Below are 18,393 nucleotides of genomic sequence, written 5' to 3'. Positions count from 1 at the left end.
AAAATTATAGTTTTAATTAGAAAGAGGAGGAGAGACATGCTAGCCTATGCATTGGTCTTGGCATTTGTCGCATCCATCGTATTTACTCCGCTCGTAAAGCGTCTTGCTTACCGAATCGGAGCTGTGGATCGTCCCAATTATCGTAAAGTTCATGCGCGCATCATGCCGCGCCTTGGTGGCCTTGCCATCTATCTATCTTTTATCGTAACTTATTTAATCTATCGTCCAGACGGCGACTTTGATAAAGCGTTATTAATAGGAGCTACTATTATCATCATCACGGGAGTCCTTGATGATATGTTAGAAATTACTGCAAAAGCAAAAATGCTTGGTCAACTTGCTGCAGCTGTTGTCATTGTAGTTTACGGCGAAATTCAAATTGAATTTATCAATCTTCCGTTTGGTGGAGACTTGGAATTTGGGTACTTTGCCATTCCACTCACTATCATTTGGATCGTAGGAATCACCAATGCGGTGAATCTGATTGATGGATTGGATGGCTTGGCAGCTGGTGTTTCTACTATTGCACTAGTCACCCTATCCGCTATGGCGATTTTAATGGGGAACCCATTTGTAGCTACTGTAACAGCTATATTAGCAGCTAGTACACTTGGTTTCTTAGTATTTAACTTCTACCCGGCCCGTATTTTTATGGGAGACACGGGAGCCTTGTTCCTTGGATTTATGATATCCGTGTTTGCGTTACTTGGCTTTAAAGGAGTTACGATGTTTGCTTTAATCATTCCAGTCATCATGTTAGGTGTTCCTGTTTCCGATACGTTCTTTGCTATCGTGAGACGACTGCGTGAGAAGCAACCGTTGTCCGCAGCGGATAAATCGCATTTGCATCACTGTCTGTTAAATGTCGGCTTTACACACCGTCAAACGGTTTTGATTATTTATGCGATTGCCGCTCTATTTGGTATCACAGCTTTGATTTTCTCTCAAGCTACAGTATGGGGGGCACTTCTCCTTGTAGCGGTGATGCTAGTCATCATTGAATTGTTCGTAGAGATGATCGGCTTAGCGGGTAAGAATTATCGCCCACTACTTAATTTCTTGAAATTCACAAAATAAGCAAAAGCAACTTCCGAAGAAATTGGAAGTTGCTTTTTTTATTGTTCGATGTACAATAATAGATATAGAACGTTTGTTCGATTAAGGAGTGAGGGAAATGCCTGTTTTGTCAGAAGAGATGTTGGATGCTCTTGAAAAACTCATTTATTTGCCAATGGTTATGACAGTGCTGGCAAAAGACCGCGAGTTGTTTAGCAAAGCTGGCTTTAAATTGCCAAGACCTTATTTAGAGTTATTGGATCAAGCAGACAGAGCAGTGCAGCAGGAATTGAAAAACGTGCATCAAGTGATTCGGAGTCAGGGACTTAAAGTCGTGAGAGGGGAAGGCGATGAGTTGTTTACAGAATATATCTTCTTCCATCAAGGATACGAAGAGCATCGTCGTTATTTAAACGTACGTCTTCGTAACCAAGTAGAAGAGTATTTACAACTTTATTTAGGCAAAAGAGGAGATGCGAACGACAAAAACTGATGTCTGTCTTCTACGTTTTTTAAATAGGCAGCACGTAGAGCATTAGCAAGTACAATTTGTCTGTTCAAAGTCGTGAAAGAAGAATTGACTGTGACAATCTCTCCGTTAGTCAAATGGATATCCGTAAAGCCGTTGGCAACAGCTGATTTCTTGTGAAGGGCAATGGCATGGAGTGCCACCCAAGTGTTCAAAGGAGAGCGGGGAGACAGTAAAGGGACTAACACAAACAACTGCCCAGCCACATTTTCTACCACAATGGGAATTTTATGATACGGACCAAGTAATTCATTTGCTTCTTTAATTGCATAACCTATAGATTTTCCGCAAAACTCAAATGTGTTTTTTACTAGCGTGAAACAGTCTGCGGCATAAATCGTTTTTGTTCCAGATAAGGTGATCACTTCTGCCTGTAAACGTAAATCGCTGAAGACCGGTCTTACGATGGCGGTGTCTAGCGTTAAGTATGTATCTTTATCTACTCGTTTTCCGTTCAAATAACATAGCCCCTTCGTCTTATATTACTTCCTATTATACCGATAAATGGAAGTGAGACAACTATTATTATTGGATTATTTAAAAAACAAACTCTAGTTCATTTAGTTTGAATTTTCTAAAAAGTTATTGCAAATAAAGAAAGTGTTGCTATAATAGAAATCAAAAGAGGTGAATATTATGGATAAGTACTATTCATACACAGATTTTCTAAAAGCTATGTCAGACACGGGAACAGAGAACACCTCGGCCGCGCTGCTACAAGAAATCTATCTGGATATGTTCTTAGACCATATTCACCGAGAGCAGCTCATCGAGAGATTAGAGAAGCGCATCGATGAAGCATTGGACTTGGGGGATCAAGAGAAGTTCATGCTATATACAGGTCAGCTCAAAGAGCTACATAAAAACGATTAAAAACTGCCGATGTGCAGTTTTTTTTCGTTTATAAAAGGTTATCAATTGCGAAAATAAGCAGGAAGGACTACTATAAAAACATACGTTCGTTTTTAACTGCCGGTTAAAAAGGGTATAGCATACCAACGACAAACAGAACGACTTATTAATAGAAGGAAGTGTGACACATGGCCGAAGAAACCCTCTTTGATCTGCAAGCTCCCTATGAACCTGCAGGCGATCAAATCAATGCGATTCAAGAACTGATTGAAGGTGTCCAGCAGGGCAAACGTCATCAGACACTTCTCGGTGCAACGGGTACAGGAAAGACGTTCACCGTTTCAAACGTGATAAAAGAAATTAATCGTCCTACTCTTGTCATGGCCCACAACAAGACACTTGCAGGACAGCTATATAGTGAGTTCAAAGAATTTTTCCCCAATAACGCAGTTGAATACTTCGTTAGTTATTACGACTACTATCAACCGGAAGCTTACGTTCCTCAGACGGACACTTATATAGAAAAGGATTCCAGTATCAACGATGAAATTGACAAGCTACGTCACTCTGCGACGTCGGCTTTATTTGAACGTAAAGACGTCATCATCATCGCTTCCGTTTCTTGTATCTATGGTTTAGGGAATCCGGAAGAATATAAAGAGATGGTCGTTTCCTTGCGTACAGGAATGGAGATTGAACGCAATCAATTGCTTCGTCGCCTTGTAGATGTCCAATACGAACGCAATGATATCAATTTTATCCGGGGGACTTTCCGTGTTCGAGGAGATGTTGTCGAGATCTTTCCAGCTTCTCGAGATGAAAAATGTATTCGAGTCGAGTTTTTTGGAGACGAGATTGATCGAATTCGTGAAGTGGATGCATTGACTGGTGAGATTGTTGCTGAGCGCGACCACGTCGCTATTTTCCCAGCATCCCACTTCGTTACTCGAGAAGAAAAGATGCAAATTGCCATCGGAAATATCGAGAGAGAACTGGAAGAACAACTGGAAAAGTTACGTGCAGCAGACAAGTTACTTGAAGCGCAACGTCTAGAGCAAAGAACCAATTATGACCTTGAGATGATGAGAGAGATGGGCTTCTGTTCTGGTATTGAAAACTACTCTCGACATTTGACATTACGTGAAGCAGGTGCCACTCCTTATACGTTACTTGACTATTTCCCGGATGACTTTTTACTTGTTGTGGATGAGAGCCATGTCTCTTTACCACAGGTTCGCGGCATGTATAACGGAGACCAAGCGCGTAAATCGGTTCTAGTAGAACATGGCTTCCGTTTGCCGTCAGCACTAGACAACCGTCCTTTGAAGTTTGAAGAGTTCGAAGACCGAATCCATCAAGCCATCTATGTATCGGCAACTCCAGGTCCATATGAGCTCGAACACTCGCCAGAAATGGTCGAACAAATCATTCGTCCAACAGGGCTTCTGGATCCGGTCATTACTATTCGACCAATTCATGGACAGATTGATGATTTGATTCACGAAATCAATCTTCGAGCGGAACGTAATGAACGTGTGTTGATTACGACTTTGACCAAGAAGATGTCGGAAGATTTAGCTGATTATTTGAAGGAACTGCAAATTAAAGTGCAGTACTTACATTCGGAAATTAAAACGCTTGAGCGGATTGAAATCATTCGAGAATTGCGTCTTGGTACTTACGACGTATTGATTGGAATTAACTTATTACGAGAAGGTTTAGATATTCCTGAAGTCTCTCTTGTGGCAATTTTGGATGCAGACAAAGAAGGATTTTTACGCTCGGAGCGTTCGTTGATTCAGACAATCGGTCGCGCGGCGCGAAACTCAAATGGTGAAGTCATCATGTATGCCGATAAAATCACAGATTCCATGCAAAAGGCCATCGATGAGACGAAACGTCGTCGCACCATTCAAATGGAATACAATGAGAAACATGGTATTACACCGACAACTATTGCCAAGAAAGTGCCCGAAGTCATACGAGCTACGCAAACTGCAGAAGAGACGGAAACTTATGCTCAGCAATTGGTGTCCGGAAAGCAGCTTTCAAAAGAAGAGCGAGCTACTCTTATTACCAGCTTAGAAAAGGAAATGAAAGATGCTGCACGTGCTCTGAACTTCGAGCGAGCGGCTGAACTGCGAGATGCACTTCTAGAATTGAAGCTGGAGGGAGGAAACTAAATGAAACACCAAGAGATTCGAATTGAAGGGGCTCGTGCCCATAACTTAAAAAATGTGAGTGTGACAATTCCACGTGACAAGCTCGTCGTCATGACGGGACTTTCAGGGTCAGGGAAATCCTCACTTGCTTTCGATACAATTTACGCAGAAGGGCAACGCCGCTATGTAGAGTCACTCTCCGCTTATGCTCGCCAATTTTTAGGGCAGATGGATAAACCGGATGTAGATACCATCGAAGGGTTATCTCCGGCCATCTCGATCGACCAAAAAACGACGAGTCGAAATCCTCGTTCTACAGTAGGGACAGTGACAGAAATCAATGATTACCTGCGTCTTTTATATGCGCGAGTAGGGAAGCCGATCTGTCCAAATCATGGGATTGAAATCACATCTCAAACCATTGAACAGATGGTAGACCGCATCATGGAATATCCGGAACGCACGAAGCTGCAAGTATTGGCTCCAGTAGTGTCAGGGCGTAAAGGGACCCATGTGAAGTTACTTGATGACTTACGTAAACAAGGATATGTCCGCGTACGCGTTAACGAAGACCTGATTGACTTAGACGACAATATTGAATTAGAGAAAAACAAAAAGCATACCATTTCTGTTGTCATTGACCGAATTGTCATTAAAGAAGGCGTGGAAGCGCGCTTGAGTGATTCATTAGAAGCCGCTCTTCGTCTAGCAGAAGGAAATGTCATCATCGATGTCATTGGGGAAGAAGAATTGTTGTTCTCTGAACATCATGCCTGCCCTTACTGTGGGTTCTCTATCGGAGAGTTAGAGCCTCGGATGTTCTCATTCAACAGTCCGTTTGGTGCTTGTCCGGACTGTGACGGTCTTGGAGTGAAGCTTGAAGTAGACCCAGAGCTGGTAGTTCCAGATATGACATTATCTCTTGAACAGGGAGCTATCGTAGCTTGGCAACCTACAAGTTCCAATTACTATCCGAAACTTTTAGAGGCTGTAGCGAAACATTATAAGATTTCAATGAAAAAGCCGGTTAAAGATTTGCCTAAAGACCAGTGGGATAAGATCATGAAAGGGTCGGGCAAAGAAAAACTCCGATTCCGCTATGTGAATGAATTTGGTCAAGTTCGAGACAATATGATTTATTTTGAAGGAGTACTTGCGAACGTCGAGCGCCGCTATAAAGATACGTCTTCGGATTACATTCGTGAACAGATGGAAAAATACATGGCGGAGCACGCCTGCCCTACATGTAGCGGCTACCGTCTGAAAGAAGAGTCTCGTGCCGTGAAAGTGCGCGACCTTCATATCGGAGAAGTGAGTGAGTTTTCTATTGAAGAAGCTCAGGCATTCTTTGATTCACTCTCTTTGTCAGAAAAAGACATGCAAATCGCACGTCTGATCTTACGAGAAATCGAAGAGCGACTTGGTTTCCTCGTCAATGTGGGATTAGACTACCTGACATTAAGCCGTGCAGCAGGAACTCTTTCAGGAGGAGAAGCACAACGTATTCGACTGGCCACACAAATCGGCTCACGCTTGACTGGAGTGTTGTACATTCTGGATGAGCCTTCGATTGGGCTTCATCAACGAGATAACGACCGTTTGATTGGGACGCTCCAGAGTATGCGCGATATTGGGAATACGCTGATTGTTGTAGAACATGACGAAGATACCATGATGGCAGCGGATTACTTGATTGACATCGGTCCTGGAGCGGGTGTACACGGTGGAGAAATTGTAGCAGCAGGTACTCCGAAACAAGTAATGAAGAACAAGGCATCGCTCACTGGTCACTACTTGAGCGGTAAGAAATTCATTCCAGTTCCTACAGAGCGTAGAGTATCAGACGGAAGAAAATTGACAATCAAAGATGCGACTGAAAACAACTTAAAAGGAGTCAGTGTCGACATTCCTTTAGGCGTGTTCACCGCAGTAACTGGTGTGTCTGGTTCAGGGAAAAGTACATTGATCAATGAAATCTTGTACAAGTCGTTGGCGCAAAAGATCAACCGTGCTAAAACGAAACCTGGAGCCAGTAAAGGTGTTACAGGTATCGAGCAACTCGAAAAAATTATCGATATTGACCAGTCTCCAATCGGAAGAACTCCAAGGTCCAATCCGGCAACCTATACAGGCGTATTCGATGATATCCGTGATGTCTATGCAGCTACCAATGAAGCGAAAGTGCGTGGGTATAAAAAAGGTCGATTCAGCTTCAATGTTAAAGGGGGCCGCTGTGAAGCCTGCCGCGGAGACGGGATTTTAAAGATTGAGATGCACTTCTTACCGGATGTCTACGTTCCGTGTGAAGTTTGTCACGGGAAGCGCTACAACCGAGAGACGCTTGAAGTGAAATACAAAGGGAAGAACATTTCCGACATTTTAGAGATGACGATTGAAGATGCCGTAGTGTTCTTCGAAAACCATCCGAAGATTGCACGCAAGCTGCAGACGATTGTTGATGTCGGTTTAGGCTATATGACACTAGGTCAGCCAGCCACGACACTTTCTGGTGGTGAGGCGCAACGCGTCAAGCTAGCGAGTGAACTCCACAAACGTTCTAACGGAAAGAGCTTTTATATTTTAGATGAACCGACGACTGGATTGCATGTAGATGATATTGCCCGATTGTTAGTCGTCTTGCAGCGCTTAGTAGACAATGGGGACAGTGTACTTGTCATTGAGCACAATCTGGATGTGATCAAGACGGCTGACTACATGATTGATCTTGGCCCTGAAGGCGGGGACAAGGGAGGAACTCTTGTCGCAACGGGAACTCCGGAAGAAGTTTGTGAAGTGTCTGAGTCCTATACAGGTCGCTATTTGAAACCAGTACTAGAACGGGACAAGGCTCGTATGGAAGAAGCGTTGAAGAAGGCGACAAAAGTAAAAGCGTGACGATTGCTTGAAACTTTTTCGTTTGAAATACGTATGAGATACTGTAAGAGAAAGACTACCAGTAGAAAGAGGAGGCCACACCATGCAAGATGAACGTAAACGTATATTGGATATGCTAGAAAACGGACAAATTACTGCACAAGAGGCAATGGGACTGCTGGACGCTTTATCAAAAGAACAAGAACAGACACATACGACATTCACGGATCACCAACATTCAACCAATCAGTCAACGAATCGCAATCGTGACTTCATTGAAGATGCCAAGAGAGATTTTACAGTGATCGGAGAACGTGTCATGCAGATGATGCAAGGGACGGTCGATAAGCTTCGCCAATTCGATTTTGAAAATCCTTTTGGAGATGCGGTCACAATTAAAGATAGCTATACGCTACAGCCAGAACACCTACGTTCTATTACTGTAGACATTGCAAACGGTAAAGCCGAGATCTATCCTTCAGAAGATGGGCACGTAACGGCAGATGTAACGGTGAAATCTTACCGCGGGATGGCAGAAGAAGAACTTCGCCAAAAATTGCATTCGGATTTTGTATTTAAAGAAGAGGATGGCCGTTTGCGTGTCTTCAGTGATATGAAGACAATTGCCGTCCACATGACATTGAAAGTGCCGAAAGAACACTATGAGCAATTGACAGTCCGGTTGTTCAACGGAGACTTTACGGCAGGGTCATTCGACGCAAAACATATCAAAGTGAAGACGACGAATGGAAAAGTATCTTTGCACCATATGGAAATTGAAGAAGTTGACGTGGAAACGGTCAACGGTGCTGTGCAATTGAAAGATGTGAACGGAGAAGCGGTGGATGTAGAAGCGGTGAACGGACGCATTTACGTGGAAGGGAAGATTCGGGATCTTGAGGCGAGTTCAGTTAACGGTAACTTGATCTTGACGACGAAACATCAGGCGCCTCGAAAATTAGAAGGCTCTGCACTTTCTGGAAATGTAGAATTGTACGTGCCACGTCATATTCCTTTAAAAGGGGAAGCAACGACACAACTTGGACAACTTGATGTGCAGCTTGCGGATGTGACACAGAGCAATCACTCTGAGCAGTTCATGAATAAGAAAGTATCGTTCACGAAAGCATTAGAGGACGGACAAGCGCCTTTATATGTATCAGGTGAAGCGAAGACGGGGACGGTGATTGTGCGTTATACGACGACGGATGAACCGGCGTCTCAGACGGCATCAGTGGATCCTGAATTAAATAGCTAAACCAACAAAAACCTTGGGAGTCCTATGACTTCCAAGGTTTTTTATAGACATCAAGGTATACAATTTTCAATTTAAATAGCTCGTAATCTATTTTCGACAGAACGGCCTCTTCTCTCTCGAGACGATGAAACTTCTCTAAGAACAATAAACCAAAGGTGCAGGACTCGCTTTGCGAGCGAGTCCTGCACCATTCTTCATCGTACGGGAGAAGATCCACATCTAGTGATAGTAGAAGACCGCTCTGTAACTGCTTTGCCGGAAGTTGTGGAAATTCAGATTTGTATGGTCGGCGCTGCCTCTGAATAGTAGTGCAAAACTCAAGGGTATTCTCTAAGAAACTAGGTAGATGCGGGGCTGTGCTGGGGCAAGACCCGATGCTTAGAGCTCGAACACACAGTCTTGAACAGCTAGTAAGCGAAAATGATAACAGAATTTTAACCCCACGGGTTATATCGATTACAAGTACATTGAAAATGAACCTGTATGTTGCGACTACTATCTCGCTGACTGGACTATGACTTCCTAACTTTTCGTGACGGGCCCGCCCCAGCGTAGCCCGACTACTATCGGATCACTATTCAGCAAGTAAGCTATAACTAAAGAACGAGTAAAGGCGAAGACGTCGCAGATTTGGGTCAGTTCCACAACTTCTCAACAAAGCTCTAAGAATATAGGTCTTTTCTACAAGCTTGGATTGATTTGTTAAAGAATTAAGAAGAACAGTGGCCGATTCGCTCAATAAGCGAATCGGCCACTGTTGGTTCTTACTTTTTTCTCAAAATCTTTCCTTGGCAAGTAGAAATGACCGGCATTTAATGGCTAATTAACCCATAGATTTTTTGATAGCTGTGGCGATGGCCACGGCGCAGCGTTTTTGGTACGCAGGTGACAGCAGCAAGTCACATTCTAACCGATTTGTCATGAACCCCACTTCTACTAATATAGCAGGCATTTTTGTTCGGACGAGTACATGGAAGTTGCCTCTTTTTACACCTCGGTCGAGCCTTCCGGTTTTACTAACCAGCTCCTTCTGCACTGCAGCAGCCACTTTCTCCGACTGCCGACTCGCATGTGGAGAGATGTACGTCTCGATTCCCGAAACCGCGTTCCAGTTAGAACCGTATGCATTGGCATGTATGGAAACAAACAAATCGGCCTGGGCGGTATTGGCCAGCTGCGACCGTTCCCATAACGGGACGTCTCGTAATCCTGTAGTCGTGACGTGAAGGGTGGCGACATCTTGCAATTCCTTGATCAAGTAGCGAACAATGGCGGCATTCGCTGTGTATTCTCGCAATCTGCCGTCTGGTGAGCGTTTTCCTGCCGTATGAGGCCCGTGTCCTGCATCTAAAACTAGTATCATGGTGTTCCCTCCTTTTCTGAATAAATAGAGAAAAACAGGTCACAAGGATACATTTCGCTTTGGTAGTCATGTTACAATAAGAGATATGTTTTGAGAGGGGGAACCTTATGGCCCACGTCACCGCAAAAGATTTGCTTGATCAGTTTCCACTCACACTTGTTGGGGGAGAGGAAGGGATTGGCAGACATATTTCCATCATCGATATTTCACGTCCAGGACTTGAAATGGCCGGCTATTTCACGCATTATCCTTCTTCACGAATTCAACTTCTTGGAAAGACGGAGCTGTCTTTCTTTGAACTTTTAGAACCAAACGAGAAACGAGAACGAATGCTGAAACTGTGTGCATCCGATACTCCTGCTATCATCGTAGCTCACAATCATGAAGTGCCAGCAGAATTAGTAGCCGCTTCAAATGAAAAATCGGTTCCCGTGTTTACGACACATGTTCCTACGACACGATTCTATAGCCAATTGACCAATTTCTTGGAACGTGAGTTGGCACCGACGACTGCAGTACACGGAGTACTAGTAGATATTCATGGAGTCGGCGTTTTGATCATCGGGAAATCGGGAGTCGGGAAAAGTGAGACGGCCCTCGAACTTGTAAAAAGGGGTCATCGTCTTGTCGCGGATGACTGTGTAGAAATTCGTCAAGAAGGGGAAGGTGTCTTGATTGGTTCGGCACCGAAACTAATTGAGCATTTACTCGAAATCCGTGGTCTCGGAATTATCGACATCATGACGTTGTTTGGAGCTTCCGCTATTCGGAGTCAAAAACGGATTACTCTCGTCATCGAACTTGAATTATGGGATGGGCAAAAAAATTACGACCGTCTCGGAATTGAAGAAGAAAAGATGCCGATCATCGATTCGGAAATCACAAAACTGACAGTACCAGTTCGTCCAGGTCGAAACTTGGCCGTCATCATCGAAGTAGCTGCTATGAACCACCGCCTTAAAAAGATGGGAATGAACGCAGCAGAAGATTTTGCGAATCGTTTAGATTCCGTCATCAACTCTAAATAGAAAGCAGGAACTTAGAATGTGGGATAGTGTACTACTGGCCATTGATCCGATTGCCTTCCAACTAGGACCTTTAGCTGTTCGTTGGTATGGTGTGATCATTGCGTTAGGAATTGTGGTAGCGTTTATCGTAGCGCAGAAAGAAATGGTGAAACGAGGATTTCATCAAGAATACTTGACTGATTTATTACTATGGGCGATTCCGCTCGCCATCATTGGAGCTCGTATCTACTACGTCATCTTCCAATGGGAAAATTATGCCGATAATCCTATAGATGCGTTTAAAATCTGGGAAGGCGGCATTGCCATTCACGGAGCATTGATTGCTTCATTCCTGACGGCTTACTTCTTTACAAAACGTCGTAACGACTCTTTCTTAAAAGTAGCTGATATCACGGCACCGAGTATTTTAATAGGACAAACTGTGGGTCGCTGGGGGAACTTCATTAACCAAGAAGCACATGGTGGAGAAGTTACTCGAAGCTTCCTAGAAAACTTATTCATTCCAAACTGGATCATTGAGCAGATGAATATCGACGGGAAATACTACCATCCGACATTTTTATACGAATCTATCTGGAATTTGACAGGCGTCATTCTCTTGATCTTGCTTCGTAAAGTGAACTTATTGCGTGGAGAGATGTTGTTGTTCTATGTAACCTGGTATTCAGTAGGTCGTTTCTTTATTGAAGGCCTTCGAACGGACAGTCTCTACATAGTAGGAGACCTTCGTGCTGCCCAAGTGGTCTCTCTTGTAACAATTGTAGTAGCCATTATCGTATTCGTTTACCGTCGTTTCATTTTAAAAGTGAAAGTTCGCTATCAAGATTAAGAAAGAAGGCAATTTCGTGGGAATTTTAAAGCGTGGAGTACAGGCGGGATTAAAAACAGCATGGACATTAGGGAAAATTATCTTTCCCATCACACTGCTTTTGACGATTCTGCAGTTTACTCCAGTCCTTCCATGGGTGACTAAAGCAATTGCCCCACTCATGCAACTGATCGGTCTTCCCGGAGAAGCAGCCATTCCGCTCGTCTTAGGGAATGCCTTGAATTTATACGCAGGGATTGCGGGCATCTTATCGCTCGAGATGACCGTCAAAGAAGTGTTTATTTTAGCTGTCATGCTCTCTTTCTCGCACAACATTTTCATCGAGACGGGCGTGGCTCTTCGAGTAGGTGTCCGTCTTTGGGTCGTACTCGTCGTGCGTTTTGGACTAGCCATTCTTTCCGCTGTCCTTATCAATTGGTTATGGAAAGGTGGAGGCGAGATTGCACAGTACGGCGTCATTCAGTCGTCAGCAGCTACTCCAGAAGGTTGGGGAGAGATACTAGTTCTTGGCCTGCAAAAAGCAAGTAGTGGTGTCTTGCAACTTGCCCTTATTGTCATTCCACTCATGATCATCATTCAGTATTTACGTGAAAAAGGCTATATGGCGAAGCTAAGTGACCGAATGGGTCCTCTCACACGGGTGATTGGAGTTCAACAAAATGCGGCGTCCACTTTAGTTGCTGGGTTGGTCATTGGACTCGCTTATGGTGCAGGTGTGATGATTCAAGCCGTACAGGAAGACGGAGTAAGCAAGAAAGACGCGACACTAGTCTTCATCTTTTTAGTGGCATGTCACGCAGTAGTTGAAGATACATTGATCTTTATTCCCCTCGGTATTCCGATTTTACCGCTACTCATCATTCGTCTAGTGACCGCATTTGTTCTGACGATAGCAGTAGCATATGTCTGGAGACGAGCGGAACGAACACAACAGAACGAGGTGACCCAACAAGGATGACACAACATATACAAGCGGTTTTATTTGATTTAGATGGAACATTGATTGATACAAATGAGCTTATTATCCAGACATTCCAGACGGTCTTAGATGAAAGATTTCCTGGGAAATATTCTCGTGAAACCATCCTACCTTTCTTAGGTCCTCCTCTATATGAGACGTTTCAACAAGTCGATCCTACGCAAGTTGACGATTTAATCGAAGCGTACCGAAAATGGAACATGGAGAATCATGATGCAATGGTTCAAGCGTTTCCTGGTGTTGTAGAAACGCTCGAGCACTTGCACGCTCGTGGAATCAAGCTGGCCATTGTTTCCACAAAACGAAATGAAATGATAGAACGGGCTTTAAATCTGATGAATGTGCGACAGTATTTCACTGCAGTCATCGGGTTGGATGATGTCAAAAACGCTAAGCCAGATCCTGAACCTGTGCAGCTTGCACTATCAAAGCTGGAAGTTAAACCTGAACATGCGCTGATGGTCGGAGACAATTTCCATGATATCGTAGCTGCACGAGCTGCAGGCGTGGATTCAGTAGCTGTAGCGTGGTCAATCAAAGGTCTTGATTATCTGATGGCGTTTGAACCGGTCTATGCAATTCATGATATGTCAGAGCTCGTGAATATCACTTTTGGTGAAGAAGCATGAGAAACACCGAACGCTATCCGGTGAAAGAAAGCAACTCGCTTTGGCAGATTTACAAGACAGTCCCTTTTTGGAAAGTGATGAAGAATTTTATTGTGATTCAATTGGCTCGGTACAGTCCGTCTCTAAGTATGAAAAATTGGCTTTACCGCAAACTTTTGAAGATGGAAGTGGGTGAACAGACTGCATTTGCACTGATGGTGATGGTCGACGTCATGTTCCCTGAACGAATCAAAGTCGGTAAAAATGCAATCATTGGCTACAATACGACGATTCTGGCTCACGAATATCTGATTGATGAATACCGATTAGGAGATGTGATCATTGGTGATAATGTGCTGATCGGCGCGAACACAACGATCCTTCCTGGTGTCACGATTGGAGACGGTGCCACGGTTTCTGCTGCGACTCTTGTCCATAAAGACGTACCAGCGGGTGCCTTCGTTGGTGGTAACCCAATGCAAATAATACGCCCGTAAGAACTAATACAAAATCTAGTAAAGGCAGTTTCTCAGAAGAGAGGCTGCCTTTTTGTATGTTTTATCGCGTGCAGGGGAAGCGTTCCGCGGGCGCGGGCTGAGCCAAGGTCTCAGCTTCCGCTTTTAATCCCGCTGGAGTCACCCCTGCACTCTTTGCAAAGTATCCGTCTTCAAATCAGGCAGACCTGATTCTTCAGGAAACAGCCCCAAGATCTAAGGCATGCTTCTTGCAACATTCTTTGTAGCACATACTATGGGAGAGTGTGAAAGAAAAGATACGCGTTCCGTGGTATCAGAGTGGTTTGAAGAACCCGCAGTCGGAGGCCAAAGCGCAAGCTTTGGTATGCCGCGAGGATTCTGATGGCCGCTCCCACAGATAAGCGGATCTTTTCCGAGCACTCTAAGCCTACCCTTTTCGAAACAATGGACTTAGCCAAAAAGCTTCGTGGTTCTCCCCTTGGAAAAAGGCTTCTCAGGTGAAATTAGCTTCACAAAGATAGAATTCTGATGGCCGCTCCCACAGATAAGCGGATCTTTTCCGAGCACTTTCAGCTCATTTTGAGCCTTAACTAAACAGGGTATGGAAGGAAAAGACGGCAAGGTTGACGAATAGTACAGCATACCGTAAACTAAAACAATAATTCATTTCTCTACTACTCTAGCAGACTAAAGCATTTAAAGTGAGGCGAACAACATGTCGACCATCCAACCTTTCGAAAAACCACTGGGCATGCGAGATACCCTTCCGCGCTTATATGCCCAACAACATACAATTCGTGCCGAAGCCATGGACTATATGCGCAAGCATGGTTATGAATTCATCCAAACACCTTCTCTCGAATACTTCGAGACCATCGGAAAAATCAGCTCGTTAGATGAAGCGGCTCTATTTAAATTAGTCGATAACCAAGGGGAGATGCTGGTGTTGCGTCCCGATCTGACAACACCAATTGCTCGAATTGCGGCTGCTAAACTTTTAAAAGAGAAAAATCCGCTTCGCTTAGCGTACAGCTCGACCGTGTTCCGTGCGCAGCAACGAGAAGGCGGACGGCCAGCAGAATTCGAACAACTCGGTCTAGAACTTCTTGGAGACACAAGTGCTCTAGCCGATAGTGAGATGCTGCAGATGGCAGCAGGACTCTTAAAATCGCTCGGACTTCAAAACTTCACCATCACAGTCGGTCATGCAGGATTGATCAATCATGCGATTGATAATTTGATTCCAGATTCGACGGAAAGAGATCGTGTCCGACACTTTTTAGTAGATAAAAACTTTGTAGGAATTGACCGCTGGGCAGCAACTTATGCCGACTCGGAACAATTCTTCGCATTCTTCCAACAGTCGATTCGCGGGACGACGCTAAAAGAATTATTAGAGCAGTTCCCAGTCCTCCAGACAGAAGCGGCAGAACAGTTCTTATCCGTCAGCAACTGGATTGACGACTTACCTGAACTGAAAGAGCATTTCCAGCTAGACCCTCTTGTAGTCAGCCACATGCACTACTACACTGGAATGGTATTCGAAGTGTATGCAGAAGGAAGCGGCTTCGCATTAGGAAATGGCGGACGCTATGACGATTTACTCGAGCAGTTCGGAATGAAAGTCGGAGCAACCGGCTTCAGTATTCGTTTAGATTATTTACTAGAAATTTTGCCGACTGCTGTCGATGCCCCAACTCGAACTTTGATTTATACAGACCAAGAGTCGACTAGAGACGCGAATCAACAAGCTGCTGCATTACGAGTGCAAGGAAATTATGTGACGGTGCAGTACAAAGAAAGCGTCCTTGATAAAACAGCATTTGAACGAAACTTCGATGATGTGATTGATTTGACGAAGGAGGCTCGCTAATGGAGTACTTGACGATTGCGATGCCAAAGGGCCGTATTTTTGAAGAAGCCTTAGAGTTACTAAAAACAGCTGGATATGATCTTCCGAATGAAATGGAAGACTCTCGCAAACTGATTGTTGAAGTACCCTCAGAACAATTGCGCTTCATCTTAGCGAAACCGATGGACGTTCCTGTTTATGTCGAACACGGCGTTGCGGACTTAGGCGTAGCGGGTAAAGACGTGTTGCTCGAGCAGCAGCGAAGTGTGATGGAGCTTGTCGATCTTCAGATCAGCTATTGCTACATGGCAACGGCAGGGCTTCCAGATACCGTGATGAATGATGTGGCACCACGCGTTGCGACAAAATACCCGACGATTGCAACGACATTCTTCAAAGAAAAAGGCGAACAAGTCGAAATCATCGAGCTGAACGGCTCAATCGAGCTGGCGCCAATGATTGGTCTTGCGGACCGAATCGTCGATATCGTCTCTACAGGACGGACGCTAAAAGAGAACGGGCTCGTTGAATACGAAAAGATTGCGGATATCACATCTCGACTAGTCGCAAATCCTGTAAGTTACCGTGTCAAACAAGCACGAATTCGAGATATGGCGAAACGACTACAACAAGCAGTAGGAGAGATGCAACGATGAAAATCACAGAATGGAACAACACCATGACCATCCAGCGTTCTGTGGACCAAGGGTCGGAGCAAGACCGTCAGACCGTCCAAAACATCATTCGAGATGTTCAGGAGAATGGGGATGCGGCACTCTTCAGCTATACAAAGAAGTGGGACCGAGCAGAGCTCACGACACTACGAGTTAGCAAGCAGGAAATCGAACAGGCATTGCAAGAGATTGATCCGCAGCTGAAGCAAGATTTGCAAGAAGCGGCTGATAATATTCGCGCGTTTCATGAACTTCAATTGCGTGACGAATTGACACTCCCTCTTGATCACGACAGCTATCTCGCCTACCGTTTCTTACCGATGGATGCTGCTGGACTCTACGTTCCAGGTGGGACCGCTGCGTATCCTTCTTCCGTGTTGATGAATGCCATTCCTGCCAAAGTTGCAGGTGTAGGAAAGCTTGTCATCACAACGCCTCCAAAATCGGATGGGTCTATTCCTATCGGAGTATTGGTTGCGGCTTCAATTGCTGGAGTTGATGAAATCTATAAAGTGGGTGGGGCACAAGCCATCGCAGCTCTTGCGTACGGCACAGAATCCATTCCAAAGGTCGACAAAATCACTGGACCAGGAAATCGCTTTGTAGCACTTGCGAAGCGCGAAGTATTTGGTACTGTGTCGATTGATAGTATTGCAGGACCAAGTGAAATCGCAGTTCTTGCAGATGACACGGCACGGCCTGCTGATGTCGCCGCGGACTTGATTGCACAAGCGGAGCATGATGTGTTGGCGTGCTCGATCTTGATCACAACGAGCCATAAGCTAGCGGAGCAAGTAAAGACAGAAGTCGAGCGACAACTCTCAACGTTACCACGGCAAGAGATTGCGCGAGCTTCTATTGAAAATTACGGCATGATCTATGTGACGGAGTCCATGGAGCAAGCAGTGGAAGCAGTCAATCAGCTAGCACCTGAGCACTTAGAAATTTTGTCGGAAAACGCAGAAGCGCTCAGCCGACAGATTCGCCACGCAGGTGCCATCTTCCTCGGACGCTACTCGTCAGAGCCGATCGGCGACTATTTTGCAGGCACCAATCACGTCTTACCGACTAACAGTACAGCCCGTTTCTCGAGCGGACTGAGTGTGGAAGACTTCCAAAAGAAAACAAGTGTCATCAACTATACAAAAGAGTTATGGAATCAAAACTATCCGAAGATTGCTCGTCTTGCCCGAATGGAACAACTTGAAGGGCATGCTCGCGCAGTAGAGATTCGCAAGGACCAGGAGGAAATCAATCATGACTGAACGTAAAGCGCATCAAAAACGAGAAACGAGTGAAACGTTTGTAGAAGTAGAGCTTGCTTTAGACGGTTCTGGAAAAGCAACTGTAGATACAGGAGTTCCGTTCCTTGACCATATGCTCGACTTGTTTGTCCGTCACGGATTGTTTGATGGGACGATTACCGCAAAAGGCGACACGCAGATCGACGATCACCATACGACTGAAGATGTCGGCATTGTGTTAGGGCAAGTCGTTCAGCAAGCGCTTGGGGACAAAAAAGGAATTAAACGCTATGGCAGTGCGTTCATCCCAATGGATGATGCGCTCGCTCAAGTAGTCGTAGATGTTTCAAACCGTCCGCATCTCGAGTTTCGTGCAGAGTTCCCGAAAGAAAAAGTGGGAACATTTGATGTCGAGCTGGTTCATGAATTTCTTTGGAAATTCGCTTTAGAGTCTCGAATGAATGTGCATGTCATCGTTCATTATGGACACAATACGCACCACATGATTGAAGCTATCTTCAAAGGCCTCGCACGTGCGTTAGACGAAGCAACTCAGATTGACCCTCGCGTAACAGGAGTGCCTTCTACAAAAGGGTCATTATCATAAGG

17 protein-coding genes are annotated in these 18,393 nt (G+C 44.8%); 15 read left to right on the top strand and 2 right to left on the bottom strand.

The genetic code is table 11. From position 1 onward, the window contains the following. Window positions 1-36 precede the first annotated feature (36 nt). Both CF394_RS05945 and CF394_RS05940 read left to right on the top strand, forming a co-directional pair. Window positions 37-1,077 carry a glycosyltransferase family 4 protein gene (locus CF394_RS05945; RefSeq protein WP_094942316.1) on the top strand — a complete coding sequence of 347 codons (1,041 nt, stop codon included), beginning with the start codon at window positions 37-39 and terminating at the stop codon, window positions 1,075-1,077. A gap of 97 nt (window positions 1,078-1,174) precedes the next feature. Beyond that, on the top strand, window positions 1,175-1,549 hold the full coding sequence (locus CF394_RS05940; protein ID WP_094942315.1) for a YhjD family protein: 375 nt from the start codon (window positions 1,175-1,177) through the stop codon (window positions 1,547-1,549). Here CF394_RS05940 and CF394_RS05935 read toward each other — a convergent pair. Continuing rightward, window positions 1,510-2,043 (bottom strand): competence protein ComK, encoded by a 534-nt coding sequence (locus tag CF394_RS05935; RefSeq protein ID WP_094942314.1) that lies wholly within the window; start codon window positions 2,041-2,043, stop codon window positions 1,510-1,512. The genes CF394_RS05940 and CF394_RS05935 overlap by 40 nt on opposite strands. A gap of 178 nt (window positions 2,044-2,221) precedes the next feature. Between CF394_RS05935 and CF394_RS05930 the strand changes: the two genes are divergently transcribed. The 4 genes from CF394_RS05930 to CF394_RS05915 all read left to right on the top strand — a co-directional run bounded on the left by CF394_RS05930 (window position 2,222) and on the right by CF394_RS05915 (window position 8,731). Next, the gene (locus CF394_RS05930) at window positions 2,222-2,458 is read left to right on the top strand and encodes an IDEAL domain-containing protein (RefSeq protein ID WP_094942313.1); all 237 of its coding nucleotides are present in this window, start codon (window positions 2,222-2,224) and stop codon (window positions 2,456-2,458) included. Between the two features lie 167 nt (window positions 2,459-2,625). Continuing rightward, window positions 2,626-4,620, top strand: coding sequence for an excinuclease ABC subunit UvrB (uvrB, locus tag CF394_RS05925; protein ID WP_094942312.1), 1,995 nt, complete (start codon window positions 2,626-2,628; stop codon window positions 4,618-4,620). Next, window positions 4,621-7,494 carry an excinuclease ABC subunit UvrA gene (uvrA, locus tag CF394_RS05920; protein ID WP_094942311.1) on the top strand — a complete coding sequence of 958 codons (2,874 nt, stop codon included), beginning with the start codon at window positions 4,621-4,623 and terminating at the stop codon, window positions 7,492-7,494. Between the two features lie 82 nt (window positions 7,495-7,576). Further along, window positions 7,577-8,731, top strand: a complete 1,155-nt coding sequence (locus CF394_RS05915) for a DUF4097 family beta strand repeat-containing protein (protein WP_094942310.1) — start codon at window positions 7,577-7,579, stop codon at window positions 8,729-8,731. 823 nt (window positions 8,732-9,554) lie between these two features. Here CF394_RS05915 and CF394_RS05910 read toward each other — a convergent pair. Next, window positions 9,555-10,094: an N-acetylmuramoyl-L-alanine amidase gene (locus CF394_RS05910; RefSeq protein ID WP_094942309.1), complete on the bottom strand. Its 540-nt coding sequence runs from the start codon at window positions 10,092-10,094 to the stop codon at window positions 9,555-9,557. A gap of 107 nt (window positions 10,095-10,201) precedes the next feature. On the opposite strand from CF394_RS05910, the gene hprK reads away from it, so the two are divergent. The 9 genes from hprK to hisB all read left to right on the top strand — a co-directional run bounded on the left by hprK (window position 10,202) and on the right by hisB (window position 18,391). Next, the gene (gene hprK, locus CF394_RS05905; RefSeq protein WP_094942308.1) at window positions 10,202-11,122 is read left to right on the top strand and encodes an HPr(Ser) kinase/phosphatase; all 921 of its coding nucleotides are present in this window, start codon (window positions 10,202-10,204) and stop codon (window positions 11,120-11,122) included. Between the two features lie 16 nt (window positions 11,123-11,138). Further along, a complete protein-coding gene (gene lgt / locus CF394_RS05900; protein ID WP_094942307.1) occupies window positions 11,139-11,951 on the top strand; it encodes a prolipoprotein diacylglyceryl transferase in 813 nt (270 codons plus the stop codon). Between the two features lie 16 nt (window positions 11,952-11,967). Next, window positions 11,968-12,909, top strand: a complete 942-nt coding sequence (locus CF394_RS05895; protein WP_094942306.1) for a nucleoside recognition domain-containing protein — start codon at window positions 11,968-11,970, stop codon at window positions 12,907-12,909. Further along, the gene (gene ppaX, locus CF394_RS05890) at window positions 12,906-13,559 is read left to right on the top strand and encodes a pyrophosphatase PpaX (RefSeq protein WP_094942305.1); all 654 of its coding nucleotides are present in this window, start codon (window positions 12,906-12,908) and stop codon (window positions 13,557-13,559) included. The genes CF394_RS05895 and ppaX overlap by 4 nt, the downstream gene beginning before the upstream one ends. Further along, on the top strand, window positions 13,556-14,035 hold the full coding sequence (locus CF394_RS05885) for an acyltransferase (RefSeq protein WP_094942304.1): 480 nt from the start codon (window positions 13,556-13,558) through the stop codon (window positions 14,033-14,035). Before ppaX ends, CF394_RS05885 begins: the two co-directional genes overlap by 4 nt. Before the next feature lie 694 nt (window positions 14,036-14,729). Then, window positions 14,730-15,887 carry an ATP phosphoribosyltransferase regulatory subunit gene (locus tag CF394_RS05880; RefSeq protein ID WP_094942303.1) on the top strand — a complete coding sequence of 386 codons (1,158 nt, stop codon included), beginning with the start codon at window positions 14,730-14,732 and terminating at the stop codon, window positions 15,885-15,887. After that, the gene (gene hisG / locus CF394_RS05875; protein WP_094942302.1) at window positions 15,887-16,522 is read left to right on the top strand and encodes an ATP phosphoribosyltransferase; all 636 of its coding nucleotides are present in this window, start codon (window positions 15,887-15,889) and stop codon (window positions 16,520-16,522) included. The genes CF394_RS05880 and hisG overlap by 1 nt, the downstream gene beginning before the upstream one ends. Continuing rightward, window positions 16,519-17,805, top strand: a complete 1,287-nt coding sequence (gene hisD / locus CF394_RS05870; protein WP_094942301.1) for a histidinol dehydrogenase — start codon at window positions 16,519-16,521, stop codon at window positions 17,803-17,805. Before hisG ends, hisD begins: the two co-directional genes overlap by 4 nt. After that, a complete protein-coding gene (gene hisB, locus CF394_RS05865) occupies window positions 17,798-18,391 on the top strand; it encodes an imidazoleglycerol-phosphate dehydratase HisB (protein ID WP_094942300.1) in 594 nt (197 codons plus the stop codon). The genes hisD and hisB overlap by 8 nt, the downstream gene beginning before the upstream one ends. Window positions 18,392-18,393: the final 2 nt, after the last annotated feature.

Source organism: Tetzosporium hominis (genome assembly GCF_002265435.1).
Lineage (GTDB): Bacteria > Bacillota > Bacilli > Bacillales_A > Planococcaceae > Chryseomicrobium > Chryseomicrobium hominis.
The sequence above is the reverse complement of the archived record's forward strand: the minus strand, read 5'-3'. Positions and strand labels throughout refer to the sequence as shown.

Excerpts from the sequence above, each read along its gene's own strand:
- CF394_RS05885 (WP_094942304.1), top strand. The coding sequence starts at position 13,556 with ATGAGAAACACCGAACGCTATCCGGTGAAAGAAAGCAACTCGCTTTGG.
- CF394_RS05930 (WP_094942313.1), top strand. The coding sequence starts at position 2,222 with ATGGATAAGTACTATTCATACACAGATTTTCTAAAAGCTATGTCAGAC.
- lgt (WP_094942307.1), top strand. The coding sequence starts at position 11,139 with ATGTGGGATAGTGTACTACTGGCCATTGATCCGATTGCCTTCCAACTA.
- hprK (WP_094942308.1), top strand. The coding sequence starts at position 10,202 with ATGGCCCACGTCACCGCAAAAGATTTGCTTGATCAGTTTCCACTCACA.
- CF394_RS05910 (WP_094942309.1), bottom strand. The coding sequence starts at position 10,094 with ATGATACTAGTTTTAGATGCAGGACACGGGCCTCATACGGCAGGAAAA.
- uvrB (WP_094942312.1), top strand. The coding sequence starts at position 2,626 with ATGGCCGAAGAAACCCTCTTTGATCTGCAAGCTCCCTATGAACCTGCA.
- ppaX (WP_094942305.1), top strand. The coding sequence starts at position 12,906 with ATGACACAACATATACAAGCGGTTTTATTTGATTTAGATGGAACATTG.
- CF394_RS05940 (WP_094942315.1), top strand. The coding sequence starts at position 1,175 with ATGCCTGTTTTGTCAGAAGAGATGTTGGATGCTCTTGAAAAACTCATT.
- CF394_RS05945 (WP_094942316.1), top strand. The coding sequence starts at position 37 with ATGCTAGCCTATGCATTGGTCTTGGCATTTGTCGCATCCATCGTATTT.
- CF394_RS05880 (WP_094942303.1), top strand. The coding sequence starts at position 14,730 with ATGTCGACCATCCAACCTTTCGAAAAACCACTGGGCATGCGAGATACC.
- hisB (WP_094942300.1), top strand. The coding sequence starts at position 17,798 with ATGACTGAACGTAAAGCGCATCAAAAACGAGAAACGAGTGAAACGTTT.
- uvrA (WP_094942311.1), top strand. The coding sequence starts at position 4,621 with ATGAAACACCAAGAGATTCGAATTGAAGGGGCTCGTGCCCATAACTTA.
- hisG (WP_094942302.1), top strand. The coding sequence starts at position 15,887 with ATGGAGTACTTGACGATTGCGATGCCAAAGGGCCGTATTTTTGAAGAA.
- CF394_RS05915 (WP_094942310.1), top strand. The coding sequence starts at position 7,577 with ATGCAAGATGAACGTAAACGTATATTGGATATGCTAGAAAACGGACAA.
- hisD (WP_094942301.1), top strand. The coding sequence starts at position 16,519 with ATGAAAATCACAGAATGGAACAACACCATGACCATCCAGCGTTCTGTG.